Annotated in this window: 16 protein-coding genes; 6 read left to right on the forward strand and 10 right to left on the reverse strand. The window is 56.4% G+C overall.

All coding sequences use genetic code 11. From position 1 onward, the window contains the following. Positions 1–11: 11 nt before the first annotated feature. The 8 genes from flhA to GOB90_RS03335 form a co-directional block, all read right to left on the reverse strand. Positions 12–2,165: a flagellar biosynthesis protein FlhA gene (gene flhA, locus GOB90_RS03300; RefSeq protein ID WP_146884753.1), complete on the reverse strand. Its 2,154-nt coding sequence runs from the start codon at positions 2,163–2,165 to the stop codon at positions 12–14. After that, positions 2,162–3,496: a sigma-54-dependent transcriptional regulator gene (locus GOB90_RS03305; protein WP_146884751.1), complete on the reverse strand. Its 1,335-nt coding sequence runs from the start codon at positions 3,494–3,496 to the stop codon at positions 2,162–2,164. The genes flhA and GOB90_RS03305 overlap by 4 nt, the downstream gene beginning before the upstream one ends. 12 nt (positions 3,497–3,508) lie before the next feature. Continuing rightward, positions 3,509–3,832, reverse strand: a complete 324-nt coding sequence (gene fliN / locus GOB90_RS03310; protein WP_146884749.1) for a flagellar motor switch protein FliN — start codon at positions 3,830–3,832, stop codon at positions 3,509–3,511. Beyond that, positions 3,810–4,556, reverse strand: coding sequence for a hypothetical protein (locus GOB90_RS03315; RefSeq protein WP_146884747.1), 747 nt, complete (start codon positions 4,554–4,556; stop codon positions 3,810–3,812). The genes fliN and GOB90_RS03315 overlap by 23 nt, the downstream gene beginning before the upstream one ends. Then, positions 4,553–5,560, reverse strand: coding sequence for a flagellar motor switch protein FliG (fliG, locus tag GOB90_RS03320; RefSeq protein WP_146884745.1), 1,008 nt, complete (start codon positions 5,558–5,560; stop codon positions 4,553–4,555). Before fliG ends, GOB90_RS03315 begins: the two co-directional genes overlap by 4 nt. Before the next feature lie 6 nt (positions 5,561–5,566). After that, the gene (gene fliF / locus GOB90_RS03325) at positions 5,567–7,231 is read right to left on the reverse strand and encodes a flagellar basal-body MS-ring/collar protein FliF (RefSeq protein WP_146884743.1); all 1,665 of its coding nucleotides are present in this window, start codon (positions 7,229–7,231) and stop codon (positions 5,567–5,569) included. Positions 7,232–7,611: 380 nt separating this feature from the next. Beyond that, a complete protein-coding gene (locus tag GOB90_RS03330; protein ID WP_146884741.1) occupies positions 7,612–8,406 on the reverse strand; it encodes a flagellar hook assembly protein FlgD in 795 nt (264 codons plus the stop codon). 15 nt (positions 8,407–8,421) lie between these two features. After that, positions 8,422–10,626, reverse strand: a complete 2,205-nt coding sequence (locus GOB90_RS03335) for a hypothetical protein (protein WP_146884739.1) — start codon at positions 10,624–10,626, stop codon at positions 8,422–8,424. A gap of 351 nt (positions 10,627–10,977) precedes the next feature. On the opposite strand from GOB90_RS03335, the gene GOB90_RS03340 reads away from it, so the two are divergent. The 3 genes from GOB90_RS03340 (at position 10,978) to GOB90_RS03350 (ending at position 15,150) form a co-directional block, all read left to right on the forward strand. After that, a complete protein-coding gene (locus GOB90_RS03340; protein ID WP_146884736.1) occupies positions 10,978–12,321 on the forward strand; it encodes a flagellar hook-basal body complex protein in 1,344 nt (447 codons plus the stop codon). Positions 12,322–12,481: 160 nt separating this feature from the next. Continuing rightward, positions 12,482–14,038, forward strand: a complete 1,557-nt coding sequence (flgK, locus tag GOB90_RS03345; protein ID WP_146884734.1) for a flagellar hook-associated protein FlgK — start codon at positions 12,482–12,484, stop codon at positions 14,036–14,038. Between the two features lie 5 nt (positions 14,039–14,043). Then, positions 14,044–15,150, forward strand: a complete 1,107-nt coding sequence (locus tag GOB90_RS03350) for a flagellin (RefSeq protein ID WP_146884732.1) — start codon at positions 14,044–14,046, stop codon at positions 15,148–15,150. A 48-nt stretch (positions 15,151–15,198) separates the two neighbouring features. Here GOB90_RS03350 and GOB90_RS03355 read toward each other — a convergent pair whose 3' ends face one another. Together GOB90_RS03355 and GOB90_RS03360 are read right to left on the reverse strand one after the other, a co-directional pair. Next, positions 15,199–16,962, reverse strand: a complete 1,764-nt coding sequence (locus GOB90_RS03355; protein WP_146884730.1) for a DEAD/DEAH box helicase — start codon at positions 16,960–16,962, stop codon at positions 15,199–15,201. Positions 16,963–17,106: 144 nt separating this feature from the next. Then, positions 17,107–18,963: a hypothetical protein gene (locus tag GOB90_RS03360; protein WP_146884728.1), complete on the reverse strand. Its 1,857-nt coding sequence runs from the start codon at positions 18,961–18,963 to the stop codon at positions 17,107–17,109. A 178-nt stretch (positions 18,964–19,141) separates the two neighbouring features. Here GOB90_RS03360 and dapF point away from each other — a divergent pair, with 178 nt between their 5' ends. Genes dapF through ftsY form a run of 3 tightly spaced genes read left to right on the forward strand, consistent with a single transcriptional unit; the run spans position 19,142 to position 22,201 of the window. Continuing rightward, positions 19,142–19,969: a diaminopimelate epimerase gene (gene dapF / locus GOB90_RS03365; protein WP_146884726.1), complete on the forward strand. Its 828-nt coding sequence runs from the start codon at positions 19,142–19,144 to the stop codon at positions 19,967–19,969. Then, positions 19,966–21,243, forward strand: a complete 1,278-nt coding sequence (gene mtaB / locus GOB90_RS03370; protein WP_146884719.1) for a tRNA (N(6)-L-threonylcarbamoyladenosine(37)-C(2))-methylthiotransferase MtaB — start codon at positions 19,966–19,968, stop codon at positions 21,241–21,243. Before dapF ends, mtaB begins: the two co-directional genes overlap by 4 nt. A 1-nt stretch (position 21,244) precedes the next feature. Further along, positions 21,245–22,201, forward strand: coding sequence for a signal recognition particle-docking protein FtsY (gene ftsY, locus GOB90_RS03375; RefSeq protein WP_146884717.1), 957 nt, complete (start codon positions 21,245–21,247; stop codon positions 22,199–22,201). Positions 22,202–22,250 lie beyond the last annotated feature (49 nt).

The raw sequence follows: 22,250 nt of genomic DNA on the forward strand, positions 1-22,250 counted from the left end.
AGCTGAATTACTTACTTAATGGTTGCAAGCGTCCGAATACGCGCACGAGGCGCGATTTCAGTCTGTGCCAGCACCGGTGTTGCTGGCCTGAGACGTTCCATGATCGCGCGCACGGCACCGCGGATGCTACCGCTCACCACAAGAACAGGGGCTTCTCCGTGTGCCGAAGTCTGATCCAGAGTCGATTTCAGGCGGGAAATGAATTCGTTCAGCTTTGACGGTGCCATGGCAAGCTGACGATCTTCCGGCGGTCCAACCATACTTTCAAGAAAGACGCTTTCCCACGCCGGTCCGAGAGTGACGATCGGAATGTAGCCTCCCGGTCCGGTAAAAGCGGCACTGATCTGTCGGCAGAGCCGGGTTCGGACATGTGCGACAATTTGCGGTATAGCTCGAAGACCCAGTCCGCAGGCTTCCTGAACAGCCTCAAGGATTGTCGAAAGATCCCGCACGGAAACACGTTCAGCAAGAAGAGCCTGCAGCACGCGCTGCACGGCGCCAAGTGAAATCTGCGATGGTATCAGATCCGCGACCAGCTTCTGCTGATCACGTGGCAGGTCGTCAAGAAGCTTCTGAGTTTCGGTATATGTCAGCAAATCCGAAAGATTTTCTCTCACCAGTTCGCTAAGATGGGTAACAATAACACTTGCGGGATCAACGACGGTATAATTCTGAAAGGTCGCTTTTTCCCGCAGGTTCATTTCCACCCACATGGCCTGTAGTCCGAAAGCCGGTTCCTTAGTAGTCTCGCCAGGAAGATCGGGCAGACCGCCGGCGGGATTCATCACCAGAAGACGATTAGGCCGAACCTCGCCGGAACCGACTTCGATCTCCTTAATCCTGACCGAATAATGATCAGTGCCAAGCTGCAGATTATCCTGAATGCGTACGGGTGGGAGAATGAAACCCATTTCAGATGCGACAGTTTTGCGCAGAATTTTGATCTGTTCCGTAAGTTGCGGCGTCTCTCCGCTTGCGAGAGAAAGCAGACCGAAACCAAGTTCCAGACGGATCATGTCAATCCGGAGAGAATCCGTAATCGGAGGCTCTGAGCTGGCAGGAACGACTGCCGTCGTAACCGGATTTTCGTCTTCATCAGTAAGAGGATGCTTATAACGCATCCATGCACCAGCGCTGGCAAGACCGCCCAGGGCAAGAAATGGAAAAGCTGGCAGCCCCGGCATAAATGCCATGACACATGCAATCCCGCCTGCAAGGGCAAGCGGTTTTACTCCCCCGCCCAGCTGTCGCACCAAAGTGGCATCTGCAGCTCCTTCGGTTCCTCCCTTAGTGACAACAATACCAGCGGCAGTCGAGACAAGAAGGGCCGGAATTTGCGATACGAGCCCGTCACCGACTGTTAATGTCGTGAACGCTGAAGCCGCTTCAGAAAGCGGCATGCCATGCCGAACCAGACCGATCGTGAGGCCGCCCATGATGTTAATGGCCGTAATAAGCAAACTGGCGATGGCATCGCCCCTTACGAACTTTGCCGCACCATCCATGGCGCCGTAAAAACCACTTTCCTCTTCAAGCTCTCGCCGCCTGACGCGTGCGATTTTGTCGGAAATTACTCCGGATGCAAGTTCCGCGTCGATCGCCATCTGCTTGCCAGGCATCGCATCCAGTGAGAAACGGGCAGCAACTTCCGCAATTCGTCCAGATCCCTTCGTGATCACCATAAAATTGACGACAAGCAGGATCGAAAACAGAATTCCTCCGATGACAACATCTCCGCCCATGAGGAAGCCGCCAAAAGCCGCAACGACATGCCCGGCGGCATAAACACCTTCATTGCCATGGCCAAGAATGAGCCGCGTCGTCGCCACTTCCAGTGAAAGGCGCAGGAGTGTCGTGAGCAGAAGAAGTGTTGGAAACGATGTGAAGTCGAGAGGGCGTTTGAGAAACAGCGCAACCATGAGGATCAGAACGGAAGACGTGACCGATAAAGCCAGTCCAATGTCTAGGATCATGGTTGGGAGTGGTAAAATCAGGATCGAAAGAAGTGCCGCTACGCCGAGCGCAAGGCCCACATCCGTTCCAGGTAACAGCCTTCGCCATCCGCCATTTTTCAGATTTTTAATGTCGAAGGCACGCAGATTTCTGGTTAAATCATTTGCGATTTTCCGTGAGCCCGAGACGGCTGGTGTCTGTGTGTTGCTCATTGAGACGCTGTCATGCCGTGTGTGGGAGGAGGAATAGCTGCCCCCTGCTGAGCATAATCGCGCAGTTTGTTCCGTAAAGCGCGAATGGAAATGCCAAGCAGAGATGCCGCGTGTGTACGATTTCCGTCGGTGTGTGAGAGTGTATCAAGAATAAGAGCCTGTTCCACTTCATCCATTCTGTGCCCGACCCAGGGTGCCAGAATCTCCTGGGCAGAAATCACTTTCTGAAGGTCCGGAACTTCAGAAAATTCGAAGGCATCCGCATCGATAATTTTTCCTGGTGCCATTAATACTGCACGATGCATGGCGTTCTCCAGTTCACGCACATTTCCTCGCCAGCTATGCTTTTCAAGTTTTTGTAGCGCTTCCGGACTGAGAGGACGGTCAGGAAGCCCGTTTATCTCGCTGTAATTACGTGAAAAATGATGGGCAAGAAAAGCAATATCAAGTGCACGGCTCCGCAACGGGGGAAGAGTTATTGAAACGACATTAAGTCTGAAATACAGATCTTCCCGAAATCTTCCGGCAGAGACTTCCGACGGAAGATCACGATTTGATGTTGCAATAAGCCGCACGTTGACCGGAACCGGAGAGCTTCCTCCCAGCCGGTCAATTTCGCGTTCCTGGATCGCTCTGAGCAGTTTAGCCTGCAGGCGAACGTCCATTTCACTGATTTCATCAAGTAACAAAGTGCCGCCATCCGCTGCTTCAAAACGGCCAATTCGTCGAGCGGCCGCTCCGCTGAAAGCACCACGTTCATGACCGAACAATTCGGATTCAACCAGTGTTTCAGGTAATGCCGCGCAATTCAATGCGACAAACGGGCCTTTTGCGCGTTTAGATGTCTGATGAATATAGCGTGCCATGACTTCTTTTCCAGTTCCGGATTCTCCGGTAATCAGAACGGATGCATCAGAAGCGGCTATTCGGTCAGCTTTTGCGACAACGCTAAGCATGACAGGATCAGATGAAAGAACTGTCAGGCTTTCATCTGTGGCATTCTGGATAAAGGCAGCGATAAGATCCGGGTCCGGGGGCAGAGGAATGTAGTCTTCAGCCCCGTTTGCAATCGCAAGAGCTGCCAGTTCCGGATCTTCGGGACCGCAGGCAAGAACAGGTATTGAAATGCGCTCGCGCTGAAGTCCTGCTACTAAGCATGAAATGGAGGAATCTATACCACAAATGACAAGTTTATGATCTCCCTGATCGCATATTCTGGTCAGAGCCTGATCCACGGACTCAACATGATCGACCAGAGCGCCGCGTGCGAGCACAATACTCGCAGCTTTACCCAATTCGCCAGATAAAGGGCCGACAATAAGAACGCGCATCGGGTCACAACCTCAGTTATTTTTATCCGACTTGATGATTTCTGTCATTGTTACGCCGAGCCGGTTATCATCGACCATAACGACCTCGCCGCGTGCAATTAGTCTGTTGTTGACGTAAATATCGATGGCTTCTCCTACCTTCCGGTCGAGTTCGACCACCGCTCCGCGTCCCAGTTTTAGTAGCTGGCTGACCTGCATAGTCGAGCGCCCGAGAACGGCACTGACTGTAACCGGGATGTCATATACGGCCTCAAGGCTATGCGATGACGCCGCATCCTGATCCTGATTGACCGTTTCGAACTGGTTCAGGTCGTCAAGCGCTGACTGAGGAGCCATTGTGCATATCCTTTTGCTGGGACGAAGAATTGAAAGAAGACTGAAGTGTGGATAAAAGAGCGTTAACTGTATCATCCAGGTTTCGACTGAGTTTTCCATCAGGCCATGTCATGATAAAATCATCTGGTCCCAGAGAATTATTAGTTTCGAGACTGAGCCACTTACTCTGAAAAAAACGAGTCAGAACTTCGTCCTCTTTTGACAGAACAACCGTTTCCGGATTCAGATGAAGACCGACCTGAAAATCGCCGCTAAAAAGTGGTAATATGTCACCAAGCAGCGCTCCAGGCCGTAATGCTTCGATATTCCCTGCCCATTGCGGGAATGCAGTCACAATGGCTTCCAGAAATGACCTCGTGACAGCTGTTGTATAGACCTCCATGTGAGACGATAAGTTCGCCTGCACAGATAACAGAATGTTTTCAATATTCTGGATGCGTATATTGTGTTCGCTTTCAAGTTTCGCTTGATATTCTTTTTCAGCGGCTTCGCGGGTTTTCTTCTCGGTCGTTTCGACAGCCTCTCTGACAGCGGAGTCAATTGCATCGCGCAGTTCGTCCTCGGTGTAAGTCGTTACCGGAGGGGGGAGGGGCGCCCCCGGATTTTCGTCTGCCGCAACAGCTTCATCATTTCCGGAGATGGTTTCGTCAGGCAGCGCATCGAAATCCTCGGCAAACAGAATACCTGCTGTATTTGAATAAGGAATCACAATATCACGTGTCACGGAATCAACTCGTTGTTGCCCGCCGTGGGATTGATATCGATCTCGCCCTGGTTAGCGAGCTCTTTAATGGCAGCTACAATTTCTGACTGGGCCGCATCAACATCCTTAAGGCGTACCGGACCAAGGGATGTGATTTCATCCTGCAGAATTTTCCCCGCGCGTGCGGTCATGGAGGAAAGGAAAAGAGCACGAACCTCTTCAGATGCCCCTTTCAGCGCGAGCGGAAGTTTCTCCCGGTTGATGTCGCGCATAAGCCTCATGATTATTTCTTTTGAAAGACGTTTGATATCGTCAAAGGTAAACATGAGCGCCTTGACGCGCTCCGCGTCCTCAAGATTACGGCGCTCCAGCGCGTTCATGAATTGCCCTTCAATCCGGCGATCAAAATTATTAAATACTTCAGCCAGAAGTTCGTGGCTGTCTCTTTTGGATGAGCGGGCAAGGCTGGCTATGAATTCTGATCGAAGTGTGGTTTCCAGACTGTCGATAACGTCGCGCTGAACATTCTCCATGTGGAGCATGCGCATCATAACATCGACTGCAAAATCTTCTGGCAAGAGTCCAAGAACGCGTGCCGTATGAGCTGGCTGAAGACGGCTGAGAACGACAGCAACTGTCTGCGGATATTCATTTCTCAGGTAATTCGCTAAAACGTTTTCAGGAACGTTTCCAAGCTTGTCCCACATGGTGCGGCCGGCAGGTCCGCGAATTTCTTCCATGATCTGGTTGACCCGATCTGGAGGAAGAGCCTTTTTGAGCATTTTCTCGGTCGTCTCAAAAGTCCCGACCAGCATGTCACCGGAGGAAAAAGATTTGGAAAATTCATTGCAGACCGTTTCGACAGTTTCCGCCGGAATGGTGCCAATAGTGGCCATTGCAGCTGAAATCTCGCGGATTTCAGATTCATGCATCGTTGAAAATAACTGAGTGCTGCTGTCTTCGCCCAGAGCAAGAAGCAGGATAGCCGCTTTTTGTGCGCCTGTTACGCCAGCTTTTCCCATCATGATGTTTTAACCCTCGTACTGCGGCGAAAGCCACGATCTGATAATGGTAAGGCTCTCATCAGGATTGCTCGTTGCAAGATCACGAACACGACGGATTGCGGAAGCTTTCAGCCGCCCGTCGATGCCGGACAGATTCATGAATTCTGACTGGCTGGTCCCCGGACCTTCCAGGGCAAGAGGGGCATTGCTCCCGAAGCCGGGAGAGTCTTCATCGAGTTCTTTCAGGGCTGTGACAGGACGCTCTGTTTCGTCAGAAAGCGTGGCAACAGAATTTTCGCCAACTTCATTTTTATCCCCGGCATCTTTCTTCAGAAGTGGCTTTGCAAAGAATGCCAGTGCCAGGAAGATCAGGAGGCCGGGAGCGAGGCCGCGTCCAATATGAAAGATGTCGTCTTTATCGATCGAAAGACCCATCCATCCTGTATGAGCAGGAACAGTATTCTCCGCTTCAGATGCAAAACGCATCGACACGACATTGACAGTATCGCCACGTTTTTCATCGTAACCGATCGCCGTTTTTGCCAGAGTCGTAATCCGCTCAATCTCCGCCGCGTCAAGAGGCGCCCATACCGGCTTGCCATCGGTGCCGGGGTGGGTGGTTCCGTCAACCATAACGGCAAGGCTCACACGCGCTATACGCGGCTGGTCCTGAACAACAGTCCTTACGCGCTTCCCGATTTCGTAGTTGTTCGTTTCTTCCCGTCGGTCATCCTGGCTTCCTCCGCGCTGCTGGCCGGCATTCGCATTGGGAAGATTGTTGGCAACCGAGACGTTTTGCTGTCCTTCGGTGTTTACGTTTTTATCCGACGTTGTCTGCTGCGAACGCAGGACCTGCTGATCAGGGTCATAGCTTTCCTGAGTTTCATGAACCTGATCAAGATTCATCGTTACGGCAGCTTCAGCCCGGACATGACCTGCTCCCAGCGTCGGCGTGAGCATGGTCTCGACGGCTTGGGAGAGCCGCGTTTCATTTGTCTGCCGCTGTTCATCAATACTGTGCGCGAGGCCCAGCGGGCCAGCCTCATCACCCGGACGGGCAAGTACATTTCCGTGGTTGTCAATAATTGAGATATTCTGTGGCTTCAGTCCCGGGACCGCAGCAGAAACAAGATTGAGAATGGCCTGAACATTTTCGGAGTCAATTCTGCCTCCCGCCGTAGTGAGCAGAACACTGGCCTGCGCTGCCTGACTTTCCGTGGAAAACATCTCCCGATGCGGAAGAACAAGATGCACCCGCGCTCCCCGGACGCCGCGTATCAGCCGGACAGACCGTTCCAGCTCTCCTTCAAGCGCGCGCGTCTCATCAATGCTTTGCTCGAACTGCGTGGTCGTCAGGGTGTTGGCGTGATCAAAAATCTCATAGCCCACCGAACCTCCGGAGGGCAGGCCATCCCGCGCTAGCATCAGCCGGGCCGATGCAATCTGATCACGGGGAACCGAAATGGAATCGCCCTGAGGTGAAACAGTGTGTGCGATATGGGCTTTTTCGAGATCTTCGGACATCTGCGATGCTTCATGGAGATCAAGATCTCTGTAGAGCAGTGACATCGGCTGCTGAGAGCCGTGCAGCGTGAGTGCCGTGAGCATTCCGAGGAGTCCGACGCCGACTGCGCCAAGCGCGATCAGACGAGGCAGGCCAAGTGATTTAAGGCCGGATAATGTTGCTTTCAATGGAGACCATCCGACAAAGGAATCGACTGGAAGTGCATTCTGAAATGTCTCGTGAGAAAGAGAGTTCTGGCGGGCACGTAGTTCCGTTTCAGTCTGGCTGCATCTTGTCTCGTAAATGTGAGAGGTGGCGATTACTGTCGGGTTAATGCTCGGCATTTTTTGCCGGGTAAGGCGTCAGAATCTGATTTAATGAGAGGCTGCGCCGCTGCTGCGCGTAACAGAATCGAACGCGTAATTATATTCAGTCAGTGTAAAGCGGCAGGGACCACTGATAAGTTACAGGTCGTAGCCGGCATAATCAGGCTCAGATGAGCCCGGCATTGATTCCCGCAACCTTCCGGCCAGCCGGTGCCGGCAGGTGCTTTGCAGTCCGGGGATAGTTATGATGAACTGCTCGAAGACGTACTGGTTGATGCCGAGGTATCGGAAGAGCTGTCAGAGAAAGACGTAACGTCCGTCATATTGACCTTCGAACTGCCCATCTCAACGTAAATCGCGCTGGCGCTCCGGTCGATTCCAGTCACCGTTCCCGTCACGCTGGTTGCGACAGCAGACGTATTGCCGGAACTGTCCATCGTCTCGACGGCGATATTGTAGGCCCCGTCTGCAAGCTGATCCCCGTCACTATCCGTGCCATCCCACGTCCAGGTATTGGTGCCGGCGGTGGAGGTCAGTTCTTCAGTTTTGACAACCGTTCCGGAACTGTTGGTGACGGCAATGGCAATAGGTTCAGCAGAGGTTGTCGTATAAGATACGTTCGCGGAGCCATCCTGTAGCGGGAAGACACTCGCTGTTGTTGTCGCTGTTTTTCCAACCAGAGACATATTGCTGGATTCCTGACCATCCTCAGTCAGTGAAATAAGCGTTTCGAGATTCGTATTTGTATCCACCTGCTGCTGAACTCCGGCGAACTGTGCCAGTTCGGTGGTAAAGGTATCGCTGCTCATCGGACTGCTCGGGTCCTGATTCTCAAGCTGCGTTGTCAGCAGGGTCAGGAAGGTGTTAAAATTACTGCTTAGCGATGACAGCGCACTCGTTCCGGACGATGTCGAAGTAGAGGTCGATGACGCTGCTGTTGCTTTGTTCGTCGAAGCTGCTCCCTGGGCAGCAGTCACAGCTGCCGAAAGCAGGCTGGCGGTCGATGCTGTGGAAGTCGTGCTTGATACGGAGGTCACGGTTTTTCCTGTCCTTCAGGCTGTTATGTTGATGCCGGAGCGTGAAAAATCTGATGAGGAAATATAGGGTGTTTCATCTGTCTTGAGGCTGAGCCCCGAGGATGCTGCTGCCCGGACCGACTGCTGCCCGGAACCACCCGGGTTCTCGCCGCTCTCTCCGGAGAAGGTCCCCGAATCTCCGGACCAGGGTTGATACGCCGAACTGTTGTCAGAATTAGAAAAATCCTGCTGAGAAGAAGAAAAATTACCTGACGTATCTGAAATCCCAAATGAAATCTGAGCATTGCCGGCAGAAACGCCCGCGCTTTCCAGCGCATCGACAAGCTCGCTCCTGTGTGACTGAAGTTCATTCAGCGTGGTCAGCGCTTCCGTTCCGATGTGGATATGAAGGCCGGATGCATCTTCATTCTGACCAATGGTGACATGAACCGGCATCTGATCACCATTGACCGGCACAGTGAGACTGACAGATGACGTTCCATCCGCAGACTGCCCGACCGTCATCCGGGCAGCGGTTACATCAGTTGTGTCACTTGTTGTCGAGCTCGTTATGTTTTCATTTTCATTGTCACTAACGCTGAAGCCCGATGTCGTATCCGGAGACAGGGGGCTTTCCGTTACGCCCTGAAGCGGACCAGTCATTTCGCCTGCCGGCTGTGTCTCGCGGCTGGCTTCCTGATGATTTCTTCCATCTTCCTGCTGCTCGGACGAAGACTCATGCGCTGAAGCCGACTGCGTTGTCACGCCGTCAGCCGTGTCGTTGCCTGCAGTCTGCGTCGTCCCGTCGGTCGTCGCCACAGCGTCTGTCCCGGACGATGACCTGGCCTCACGACTCTTGTTTCCGGAAGCTGCTACCGATACCGTGTCAGCCGTCGTCGATGCTCCGGCAATAGAGGCGCCCTGCTGACCGGATCCACCCGGAGCAGTCTGCGCAGAATTTCCTTCATAATTCACCGCCGATAGCTGATCAGGTGTTGCCTGAGACGAGGAGGAGGGCTGCATCGTCATGTCGGGCGTTCCGGATGAGACGGGCGCCCCACCATCCCCGGCGGTCGTCCCGAGCTGTCGACCAGATGCAACGGCGTTTGCCGCCCGCCCGCCGGTTCCCGATCGCGACGTTTTCCCGCTTATCGGTTGCGCAGCTAAAGAGGATGTCGACATCTGTAATTCAGCGCTCGCTTGCCCGGACACAGCCGTCGACAATGAGCTTTGTGACGTCGAAACCGAACTTCCGTTTTCAGTGTTCCTGCCCGGACTGTCACCAGCCAACACCGATAATGTGCCGGACGCATCCGCCTGTGCAGATGTTGCGGAAACGGTTTCCGTCAGACTGGTTTCTGAAGTAGCGCCCTCGCTCGATATCTGCGACGTCAGCGCGTCAGACAAAAGAGAGGCAGACGTCAGCGTGTCTGTGGCCGCCACCGCACCTGCGGCGGGAGAGGTCGATATCCCGCCCGCTCCGGAGGAAGAAGCTGCAAGCTCTTCAAAACTGTTTTGCGAAACAGCCGCCCCGCTGCCGGTTGCCGATGCTGTTGCAACGCTGCCCCAGACCGCCGCGACAGATATGCTGTCATCGTCCGTCCCCGCAGTCGGAAGTGTAACCGATCGTTCCTCACCCCCACGATCCATCATAACGGCAAGGCTGAGCGCATCTGTCGACAGGTCAGTCGGAAGGGCAGAGGACTCGCCGCCATCATTCACATCCCCGTCTTTATCCGAATTCTTTTTCGCAGCCTTCGTCGTGTCCTTGTCCCCGGCCGACGGCGCGTCGCTGTGACCGTCTGAGCCGGTTTCTGAAAGCGCCAGTGCGGCATCAGCCTGCTCCTGCTCCTGCTCCACTTCGCCTGCGGCCGCCTTCCTGGAACCGCCAGCGCCAGTTCCCGCGATATAATCGCCTGACAGAATGGTCGACGAACCGAACACGCTGTTACTCACTCCCTGGCTTGCATTGCCGCTTACTGTCCCGGCTGAAGCCGCAGACACCGTCGATGAGGCTGAGTCTACAGTCGAGGAATTAACCGGGGGTATATCGCCGGTCGCGCTCACCTGAGTGCCCGCCGTCATCGAATCGAGGGTATCGGAAAATGTCGCCACGCCCGTCCCTGTGGTTGAAACGCCGGCTTCAGATGCTGATCTGCCCCCGGCAGACGGCGCGCCGCTGCCTCCCCTGAAGCTGGTCAGGCTGTTTCCCGAAAGCGTCGATGTCAGCAAGCCAGCCATAACAATCCCTGATCCTGTGATCCTTGTCAGAGATGATGCAAATTTCGGGCCACGCGGCCGAACATCATATTTTCGCAGTTTTTTGACCGTGGCCGGATCACGGGAGGACGCTGTTCCCGGCTATTCGTGCCGTGTAGGCAAAATATGCCGGGCGCTTTCGGTCTTTTGTGATCGCATCAGCCCTTCGTCGCCCAGGCATAATCATTGTCATGATGCCGCCCGGTGGCAGGAAATGCCTGAGAAATACGGCAATTTACCGGTTCGCATCCGTCTGGCACGTTTCCTGCATACTCTCTTTTATCGAGGTCTGTCGGCGTCCTGGCTTCCGGCAGCCGACTCAGGGAGTGATCCATGTCGATTTTTAACGCACTGAATACCGCAGTCCAGGGCATCAATGCTCAGTCAACAGCCTTTACAAATCTTAGTAATAACATCGCAAACAGTCAGACGGTCGGATACAAAGCCTCCGAAACCTCTTTTCAGGATTTCGTATCGGATTCACTGTCCACGTCGCAGGCTGTGTCTGACGGCGTGGGAGCTGTAACAACTACGCAGACGCAGGAGCAGGGGACAATAGCAACCAGCACCAACTCGCTGTCAGTTGCTATCTCGGGCAACGGTTTTTTTGACGTTTCAGCGGCGGACGGAGAGGCGACGGCAGGAAAAGAGAGTTTCTCGGATGAGCAATATTATACAAGAAACGGCGATTTTTCTGAAGATAAAAACGGATACCTTGAAAACACCTCCGGTTATTACCTCGACGGATATGTGGTCGATCCAACTACGGGCGTGCTGGATACATCCAATCTGACGCAGATTAACGTAGCAGATATCGCGTTTCGTCCGACGGAAACGACGACCCTTACCTCGACCGGCAGTATCACTCCCGGAACATCCGGATCGACGTCCCTGTCTTCGACAATCTACGATTCTCAGTCGGACGCGCACACACTCACGACAACATGGACGGAAGATACAACGGCTTCGGCAAGCGCCGCTTCCGGAGATACTGTCTATGATGTCGCCATATCGAGTTCGGACTCTTCAATGTCCGTCTCTTCCGCTACATCTAATTATCAGGTCACATTCGATTCATCCGGCGACCTCGTGTCCGCCGTGCAGGGGGTTGCGGGCTCCGATGGAGCGGTATCCTACGCCGGGTCCAGCATCTCGACATCCGGCGCCAGTGCTGACCTTGGCGTCACGCTGACCTATACAAATGGCGCCGCCGCCCAGTCGATCGACATCAACCTCGGCGACATCGGCAGCGACGCAGGCACCACGACAGCTGCCGCGAACTCAACGGACCCCACACTCACCAGCGACAGCGTCACCACCGGAACCTATGAAGGTATCGAGATGGAATCGGACGGTTCCATCATGGCTGAATTCAGCAACGGCGATACACAGCTGGTCGGCAAGATCTCACTGTCGTCCTTTGAAAACGCGGACGGGCTGGAAGCCGTTGACGGACAGGCGTATGTGTCCACATCTACCTCCGGCTCGGCCACAACCGGCGAAGTCGGCGCGAACGGGACCGGAACGCTTGAGACATCCTCCACGGAATCCTCAACAACCGATCTGACATCCGATCTTTCCGATCTGATCGTGACGCAGGAAGCCTACAGCGCGAATACAAAGGTCGTCACGACAGCAGATACCCTGCTTGAAGATACGATCTCCATGATCCGCTAAGGGATTATTTACGTCTTTTTTACTCCGGTGAGGCAGCCTGCCTCATACGCAGGTGTCTCACCCGGGTTGTTCCAACTGTCAGGACAGGCCGGATGCTGGTCCTGATTCTTTTCGTCTCATCTGAGTATGATGGCAGCATTTTTCGGTGGAGCTGGTGCCCATGGACCTGAACACATCACTGTCGATCGCAACCAGCGGCCTCGAAGCCACTCAGTACGCTATCGGTGTGCTTTCCCAAAACGTATCGAATGCCAGTACGACCGGATACGTCGAGGAAGTTGCTAACGTTAACACAAAAGACACGACGGGAACCGGCTCGGGCGTATCGATTGGCCTTACGACACGCAATGTTAATAATGCTCTTGAAGCTGGCTTATATACGCAGAATGCGGATGTCGAAGCTCTGACCGTTAAAGATAACTCCCTCTCCACAATCACCGCGCTTCAGGGCTCGACAAGTTCGGACTCCGGATCGACTGATACCCTTTCCGATGAACTCGGTAATGTGTCCGATGCACTGACAACCCTTGTTTCAGATCCGACAGATTCAACAGCGCAGTCTACCGTCATTTCCGATGCGCAGTCGCTGGTCAGTACAATCAGCACGCTTTCTGATGCCTATCAGAGTGCCCGGCAGTCTGCCCAGGATTCAATCGTCAGTGGCGTATCCAGCGTCAATACTGATCTGACAACAATCGGCTCATTGTCCCAGCAGATTGTCGCGCTGCAGGTGCAGGGGGCAAGTACCGCGGATCTGGAAAATGAGCGCGCAGAGGCGATGTCTGATCTCTCATCGAAAGTTTCGGTCACTTTCACCGAAACCTCGACGGGTGATATGCTTGTCAAAACGGCTGACGGCACACAGTTGCCAACAGAGCCGGCAAGCGGGTCCGGAATAGAAATCCCGACGTCGACCTGGCCACTGTCAACCTCGGATTCAACACTTACAACGACTTCCGCCTACACAGACCCCTCGACCCTGACGAGCGATCCCGCAGCCATCGAACTGAACGGGAAAGATATCACTACCAGTCTGACGGGCGGAAGTCTGGGTGCGAACATAGCGCTTCGCGACACGACTTATCCGACGATGCAGGCACAACTGGATTCATTTTCCTATACGCTTGCAAATCGTTTCGAAAGTGCAGGCCTGTCGCTGTTCACCAGCAGCTCCGACAGCATGACTTTTTCGGACGGAACAACGCTTGCATCCGATGGCTCGACAACGACGGCGAACAGCAGCTCGATCTCAAGTACAAACATAACCGGATTTTCCAGTACGCTGGAAGTTAATCCCTCGTTCGTCAGTGATACATCGCAGCTTGTTCCCGATGGCAGCACCACACTGGCCGCGGCGGCCCTTTCGACAGCACTGGGGTCTGCGGACGCCGATGTCTCGGGAGACCTGGCGGCGCCATCCACCTCGCTGGGCGCCACCGGAACCATCTCGACCGGTTACAGCGGAACGCAGAGTCTGAGCGAACTGGCTACGACGCTGACCTCAGCTCAGGCCGCCGTCGCATCTTCGGCCACCTCAGATCTTTCAACGGCCACCACCGTGCAGACCAGTCTCGCAACCAAAGTTTCCGATGTGTCGGGCGTGGATGTGGACAACGAGATGTCAAATATCGTGGCGTTGCAAAATGCCTATACGGCCAATGCTAAAGTCGTCACGGTCGTGCAGACGATGTGGACGGCCCTCCTGGATGCGGTGTAATAATCATGAGCTCATCAGTTGGATTATATGGCGCGACAGGCACATCCTATGTGCTTCAGCAGTCCATAAAAACTCTTGCAGAAGAACAGACCGATATCGCGGACGAGACCAGCACTGGGGTCGTCTCGCAGACCTATGCCGGTCTCGGCGATGACAGGGCGGAGGCGATCAGTCTCTCTCCGCAGATTACCGCCGTGTCGACCTGGCAGAGTTCCGTAACGTCCGCTCAGACAAATCTGTCCGTCACCCAGACAGCACTGACGGCGATTTCCTCAATCGCCACCAGTCTGCAAACCAGCCTTACTTCGCTGTCAGGCTCAGAAGGGCAGAGCGAACTCGCAACGATCGTGGCGTCAGCAACGTCGGATCTTGAGGAACTCGGTACACTTCTGAACACAACATCCGGGACGGGCTATGTTTTCGCCGGCACGGACAGTTCAAATCCTCCCGTTACCGATCCATCCGGCCTCGCAACAAGCGATCTGGCAACGTCCACCGCTGACATCGTGTCAGAGCTCTCGACGGACGGCGCAGCATCTGTCTTTGAAGAGGCAACGTCACTGGCTTCCGGTAACTCAGGCACAACTGATTCCGGCACAACCCTTTCCAGCGCCTCCGTGTTCTCCAGCTCGCTCTCCGGTGATCCCTCGACCGTTTCGACACTCGACAGCACAGCCGTGGTCGGACAGGACGACATAGTTAAAGTCGGTGTGGTCGCCACCGAGGGCACGACAGCGACATCAACATCCACAGGTTCGACGATTAAAGATCTGATGCGGAACCTGATGATCGTGGCATCACTCGGCAGCGCCGATACGTCCAGCACAGAATTCTCGGATCTTGTTTCCACATTGCAGTCTTCGACAAGCTCGATCTCGACGTCGCTGACCAGTACGGAAGGCAGCCTTGGTCTTACGCAGGACAGCCTTTCGTCCCGGTCATCCGTTCTCACTTCGATGAGCACAATGCTGAGTACGCAGCTCGGAAATGTGACGGATGCGGATATGGCTTCATTATCCACGCAGAGCACGCAGATCACAGATCAGCTGGAGGCATCCTACACCCTGATCTCAGACCTGAAAGGCCTGACGCTGGCCAGCTACATTTCCTGAATCAAAAGGGCCGGTCCGGCAAGCGCAGGATCGGCCCTTTTTATGTTTTCAGCCTCGCTTGCGCGAAGACCCTTTGCCTGGCGGGCCGGAAGAAAACCGTTTCCGCGCAGGTGGCTTGCTTCCCGGAGAACGCCCCCGCGCAGGAGCCGACTCTTTATCCGAAGGCGGCTGAGACGGCTCGATGCTGATCTCGTCGGCATCAGCCCCCGAGGCGCAGGACGTAAAGCGCTCGGCCTTATCCTTGGCAATCTCAACCAGCGTATACTGCGGCGCAATCCGAATCGCACCGATATCCTGTTTCGTCACACCGCCAAGACGGCAGAGAAGCGGCACCAGCCATTTTGGATCCGCTTTATCCGCACGTCCGACCGAAAGGCGGAACCATGCCCCCCCGGCGCTGTCCCGATCCCGCGCTGCAGGCTTGGCCCGGTCTCCCGTGCGCTCGAAACGCGATGATGACTCTCGCGGTCCGCGAGCAGAGGCCGGAGCCGGGGCGCCGGGCGCTATGCTGCGAACATTGGCAGGCTTTGGCAGATTGGCCTGCCAGAGCGAAACAAGCGCTTCGGCAAGCTGAGCCGGCGTGCGTTCCGTTGTCAGGCGTTCAACCAGTTGCTGCTGCGCGGCCGTCGGCTCGTGATCGAACACCGGCGCCGACAAAAGCCGTTCCGCATCCGCAGCGCGAATCTGTTCAGCACTCGGAGAAGATGACCAGGTCGCGTCAATACCCGCTGCCTGGAACAGACGATCCGCCTGCCTGCGACGTCCCGGAGGCGTGATCAGAACGCAGATCCCCTTGCGTCCCGCTCGCCCCGTGCGTCCGGATCTGTGCAGCAACGTGGCCGGACTCCCGGGAAGGCTGGCGTGAATGACAAGACCAAGCGTTGGAACGTCAATGCCTCGCGCTGCAACATCAGTCGCTACGCAGACACGTGCCTGACCGTTACGCAGGCTCTCGATCGCCCGGCTGCGCTCGTTCTGGCCGAGTTCGCCTGAAATCGCGACAGAAGCAAAACCATGCTCAAGAAGCGCATTTTGCATCTGCCGGACGCCCTCGCGGGTATGGCAGAACACAATGGAAGCCGGACTCTCGATCAGACGCAGCGTATTGATCGCGGCCCCTGTCATGTCGCCCTGGTCAGCCAGAATGGCCCGATACTCGATATCCGTGTGCGGCTCATTGTCGCCAATCGTGTCCACCCGCAGCGCATCGTGCTGATAGCGTTTGGCCAGCCGTGCGATTTCGCGGGCAATCGTCGCCGAAAACATGAAGCTGCGGCGGGTATCGGGTGTCGCCTGAAGCAGCGTTTCCAGCTCATCGCGAAAGCCGAGATCCAGCATCTCATCCGCTTCGTCGAGCACGACAACTTTCAGATCGGACAGGTCAAGATTGCCACGCGACAGATGATCACACAGACGTCCAGGCGTGCCGACGACAATATGAACGCCGCCCGCTAGTGCGCGAGCTTCCTTGCGGGGCTCCATTCCACCCACGCAGGAGACAATTCGCGCACCGGTCTGAGCATACAGCCAGGACAGCTCGTTCTTGACCTGCAACGCAAGCTCACGTGTCGGTGCAATCACGAGCGCCATCGGTTTGGCAGCCGGCAGAATTTCACCGGCGGGATTGAGAAGATCCTCTGCCATCGCCAGCCCGAAAGCCACGGTCTTTCCGGAGCCCGTCCGGGCAGAGACAAGCAGATCCCGCTTGCGGGCAGAATCCGCCAGAACGGCGGCCTGTACAGGAGTGGGGTCGTCATAACCCCGCTCGGCCAGTGCGCGGGCGAGGGCAGGAACGGTGTCCGGAAAAGGCATTGTGATGGGATGTCCATGGAACGAAGTCGGAAGCACGCAATAAAGACTATTGCTTAAAAATGCCAGCACTGAACCGAAAACGGGAAAGAGAGTCCGGATCGTCTCCGGAATTTCTCTCTCGCCGATGACCGTCCGGGCCCCGGATTACTGAAACGGCAGATACCGGAAATCAAAGAATATCTGGCTCATGGACGTCGAAGGATCGCCTCCCACACCCTGCCAGATCTGCCTCCGCGAATAGGCCAGCTGCGTGCCGGCTTCCACCGTGCCGAACGGCCCCTTCAGGAAACGCCACCACGCACCGATTGTCACTTCGGTCACGCCTTTCGTGTTGGCCGTGCAGGGGAGGGAGGACAGCTCGATCTCACAGCCCGCGTTGGAATAGTTTGGATTGCCATATCCATAATTCGCGCCATCGACGGAAAAGGAACGGCGTCCCTCACGCTGCGTCCCGAAATACCCATAGACATCGAGCGCGGAAGTCGGATGCGCGATAATGCCGGCCGTGGCCTGGATCGACGGCAACGGCACCGGCTTGCCCTGTGCGTTCAGTGTGGCATCCGGCAGCAGAGCCGAGCCATATCGCCCGATTCCAACACCGGCCAGACCAGCCAGTCTGACCTCAAGCTTGTGCGGAATAATCGGGACGATCATCGACCCGCCGCCCCCGCCTGCAATCACAGTGTTATTGTGCCCATAACCAACGCCGGACACACGGTCATGCGGAAAATGCAGAATGCCTTCAAGTTCGTAATGTCCCCAGGATGGATCGTAGGCGAGCTTGGCAATCACATCGGGCGCAACTTCGTTCGAGAACGGAGCCGGGTTGGTCAGGCCTGTGCCGTCGGATGTAATCGTTGCCGTCTGACCGTTCGGCAGAGAAACCGCGCCGTCATTATCGGTAAAGCCGGTCGTATCGTAAAGCGTCTGCGGATTTTCGATCGAAAGCCCCAGCCACAGCCGATGATGCATCATGTCTTTCACAAAACGCGCCTGCCATTGCCGAGTCCATGTCTGACCGGCAAGCATCGCCGCATCAATCGTTTCGGGCAAACTCTCCTGACGCGGAATAATGCCCACACGATCAGGTGTCAGCATGCTCCACGCCTGACCGGCGAGAAAATGGAAATTCGCTTCGCTGTTGTCATAGGCCAGATAGGCCTGGCGGAGCCGGAACGAATAGCTGTTGCTCTCATAGGCGTCCGTCGTCGCCGCACCCGCGCCGAAATCCATTTCAAAAAAACCGGAAATGGTTTCGGTCTTGCTGATATTGCCACGCGCCATCAGCGAAATACGGCTGTAACGGGCGCTGCCTTCAAAATTGTTGGTATGATAGCGTGGCTCGTTCGGATACGGCATGTCCTGCCAGTAATTGAATGTCCCGCTGGCGATGTGCCGGTTTTCAAGAACGGAAGACGTATCAATAAATCCGCCAAGCGCCAGCATGATCGGTCCCATGTGGAAAACGCCGCGATCACCCACGGCACCTGCCGCCTGCGCGCCAACCGTATCCCGCGAATGCGGGCCGACATTATTTTCAGCCATACGCGAAATGACGTCCTCGGCACGCCGGGCAACCACCGATTCGACCGTGGGCTGATCAACTCCCCTGAAGGTCGGCGTCACATCCGGACCCGTGCTGCGCCGACTGACAACGCGATTGCCTTCGGTCTCCTCGCCAGGCAAGGCTGCCAGCCGCTCCGGAGCCGTGCCATTGGCGACAGAAATATGCTGACGCGTCGTTTTGCTCAGTGCCGCATGGCTCGACGATGAATGCTGTAATGACGATTTGCGTGCGATAAGCTGCTTCTGTAGCCCTACCAGCGCATGCGTCAGCTGAGACTGCTGCTCCTGAATACGCGCAATCTGCTTTTCCATCAGTTCCAGAGATTCGCTCTGATCATCCGCGCGGGCCGAAAGCGGGATCAGAGCCGATCCCGTGAAAAGAGCGAGTACAAAAGAGTATCTGGTCCGGCGGAGAGTCGTCGGGCGTTGCGACATTGGCGAGAAGCGTCCATTTTCAAGAAGAAGTCAATTGCGACAAAGCATTGCTGACTAAACGCAGTAAATAATAATTATACAAATTACAGATATTCGTAAATTGCATATCAGGTGTGTTACTTTTTGAAACTCTGTGTTTTTGTCGCCTGAAAACAGTTCCCTCCGTATATAAGGCGGTATGTCGATACATTTTCGCAAGATGCATGGATTGGGTAACGATTTCATTGTCGTCGATGAACGAAAAACCCCCCGCGACTTCTCACCGACACGCATTGCGGCACTAGCCGATCGCCGTCGCGGGATTGGCTGCGACCAGTTTGTCACGCTGACGCCCGCATTGAACGCAAATGCCCAGGCCTTCGTCCGCTTCTTTAACCCGGACGGCAGCGAAGCCGGGGCCTGCGGCAATGCCTCCCGTTGCGTTGCCAGCCTGCTGGCCACCGAAACCGGGCAGAGCGACCTGACCCTCCAGACACGCGCAGGCCTCCTGACCGCCCGCGTGCTCCCGGCAAAGGAAGAGGGCAGGGCAACCGTCACTGTCGATATGGGCCGCCCCCGGACCGGGTGGCAGGACGTTCCTCTCGCCGAAGAGCTTGATACTCTGCGCCTGCCGCTGGACGGCGAACCTGCTGCGCTCTCCATGGGCAATCCCCATGTCACTTTCTTCGTGGACGACCTCGCGGAGGCCGAGCGAGGCCCCGCGCTGGAAATGCATCCCCTGTTCCCTGATCGCGCTAATATCGGCTTTGCCCGCATTGATGCGTCCGACCACATGCGTCTCCGCGTATGGGAACGCGGCGCCGGCTTCACCCTGGCGTGCGGTTCCGGAGCCTGCGCGGCGGCCGTCAACGCCGTCAGACGAGGCCTTGCAGGGCGCCGGATGACAGTTGAGGTTGACGGCGGGGAGATGCTTATCGCATGGGATGACAACGATCACGTCCAGATGACCGGCCCGGCGCAGCTCGCGTTCGAAGGCACGGTCGATCCCGAGGCCTATCCAAAATGACCAGTACAGATGCCGACGCCCCGACAGAAGGCGGCGGTGTGGACATCCTGACCTTCGGCTGTCGCCTCAATACTTATGAGAGCGAAGTCATGCGCGGCCATGCCGCGGGACTGGATGATGTCATCATCGTCAACACCTGCGCCGTCACCGGAGAGGCCGAACGCCAGGCCCGCCAGGCCATCCGTCGCGCCCATCGTCAGCGCCCCGGCGCCCGCATCGTCGTCACCGGCTGCGCGGCACAGATCGACCCCGACCGCTGGGCCGCCATCCCCGGCGTCTCACGCGTGCTCGGAAACGAAGATAAGCTGAAAGCCGAAAGCTGGTCAGCAAAGGCCCTCACCGAAGGCCACGCCGTCTCCGATATCATGGCGGCAAAAGAAACCGCAGCCCATCTCGTCACCGATTTCGCAGGCCGCACCCGCGCCTTCGTCCAGGTGCAGCAGGGCTGCGACCATCGCTGCACCTTCTGCATCATCCCCTTCGGTCGCGGCCCCTCCCGCTCCGTGCCGGTCGGCGCCGTCGTCGAACAGGTCCGCGCCCTCGTCACCGCCGGCTACCGGGAAGTCGTCCTCACCGGCGTCGATATCACCTCCTGGGGCGGCGACCTCCCCGGCACCCCCCGTCTCGGCCAGCTCTGCCGCCGCGTCCTCGCCCTGGTCCCGGAACTCGAACGCCTCCGTCTCTCCTCCGTTGATCCCGTCGAAATCGACGAGGGCATCTGGCGTCTGCTCGAAAACGAAAACCGTTTCATGCCTTATCTGCATCTGTCGCTTCAGGCCGGTTCGGACATGATTCTCAAGCGCATGAAGCGTCGCCATCTTGTGGCCGATGCCGCCGCTGTCATCGACCGCGCCCGCTCAATCCGTCCGGAAATCGGCATCGGCGCCGATCTCATCGCCGGTTTCCCCACCGAAGACGAACCCCTCTTCGAGGAAACCGTAGCCTTCCTGGAGCAGGCCGCCCTGCCTTACCTGCACGTCTTTCCTTACAGCGCCCGGCCCGATACCCCCGCCGCCCGGATGCCCGCCATTCCCGTCGCCGAACGCAAGAGCCGTGCCGCCCGGATCCGCGCCATTGGTGACCAGGCTGCACAAACCTATTACCGCAGCCTCCTCGGTCGTGATCTGCGCGTCCTGATGGAAACCCCGGAAAGCGGTCACAGCGCGGAATTTGCTCCCGTCCGCCTCGCGGAAGGTCGCTCCGAAGCCGGGCGTATTGAGATCCTGCGTGCTACGGCGGTTGACGAAGGCGGCCTCGTGGCCGAGATCGTGTAATATGGCACTCGGATTTTTCTCCCGTCTCAAGCAGGGGCTGTCACGCTCCACCCAGAAACTCAGCGCCGTCTTCACAAAGCGAAAGCTGGATGAGGCTGCCCTGCAGGAGCTGGAAGACCAGCTCATTGCCGCCGATCTTGGCCCAGCCGTGGCCGGTCGCATCATCGAATCCTTCCGCGCCAGCCGCTTCGGCACCGAAGTCACCGACGAGGAAATCCGCACCACTCTTGCCGACGAAATCGCCCGCGTGCTCGAACCCGTCGCCATTCCCTTCGAGCCAAACCCCGAGCTGAAGCCTCACGTCGTCCTCATGGTCGGCGTGAACGGCACGGGCAAAACCACCACCATCGGCAAAATGGCCCGCTATTTCGGCGAGCAGGGTAAAAAAGTCATCATGGTGGCGGGCGACACCTTTCGCGCTGCCGCCGTCGAGCAGCTTCAGATCTGGGGTGAACGTACCGGAACCCAGGTTATTGCCGGCAAGCCGGGAGGCGACGCCGCCGGTCTCGCTTTCGAAGGCCTCAAACGCGGCAAGGCCGAAGGCGCCGACCTCGTCCTGATCGACACCGCCGGACGCCTGCACAACAAAGGCGCGCTGATGGAGGAACTCGCGAAAATCATCCGCGTGATGAAAAAATTCGACGAGACCGCACCGCACTCCGTCATTCTCGTGCTCGATGCCACGACCGGTCAGAACGCCATCGAGCAGGTCCGCGTCTTCCGCGAACTGGTCAATGTCACCGGTCTGATCGTCACCAAACTCGACGGCTCCGCCCGGGGCGGCATCGTCGTCGCTCTTGCCGATACTTTCAAACTTCCCGTCCACGCCGTTGGTGTCGGCGAAAAAGCCGAAGACCTGCGTCCGTTCTCAGCCCGGGATTTCGCCCTTGGCCTCGTCGGTCGTACTGAACTCTCCGGCCTGACCGAGGCCGGGGAAGACGCTCCTCCGGCGTCCTGAACCTTTCGACTGTTTCGCTGAATTTATCCCAAAGATGCTGAAGACAGCC

The sequence above is a fragment of the Acetobacter oeni genome (assembly GCF_011516825.1).
Classification (GTDB): domain Bacteria; phylum Pseudomonadota; class Alphaproteobacteria; order Acetobacterales; family Acetobacteraceae; genus Acetobacter; species Acetobacter oeni.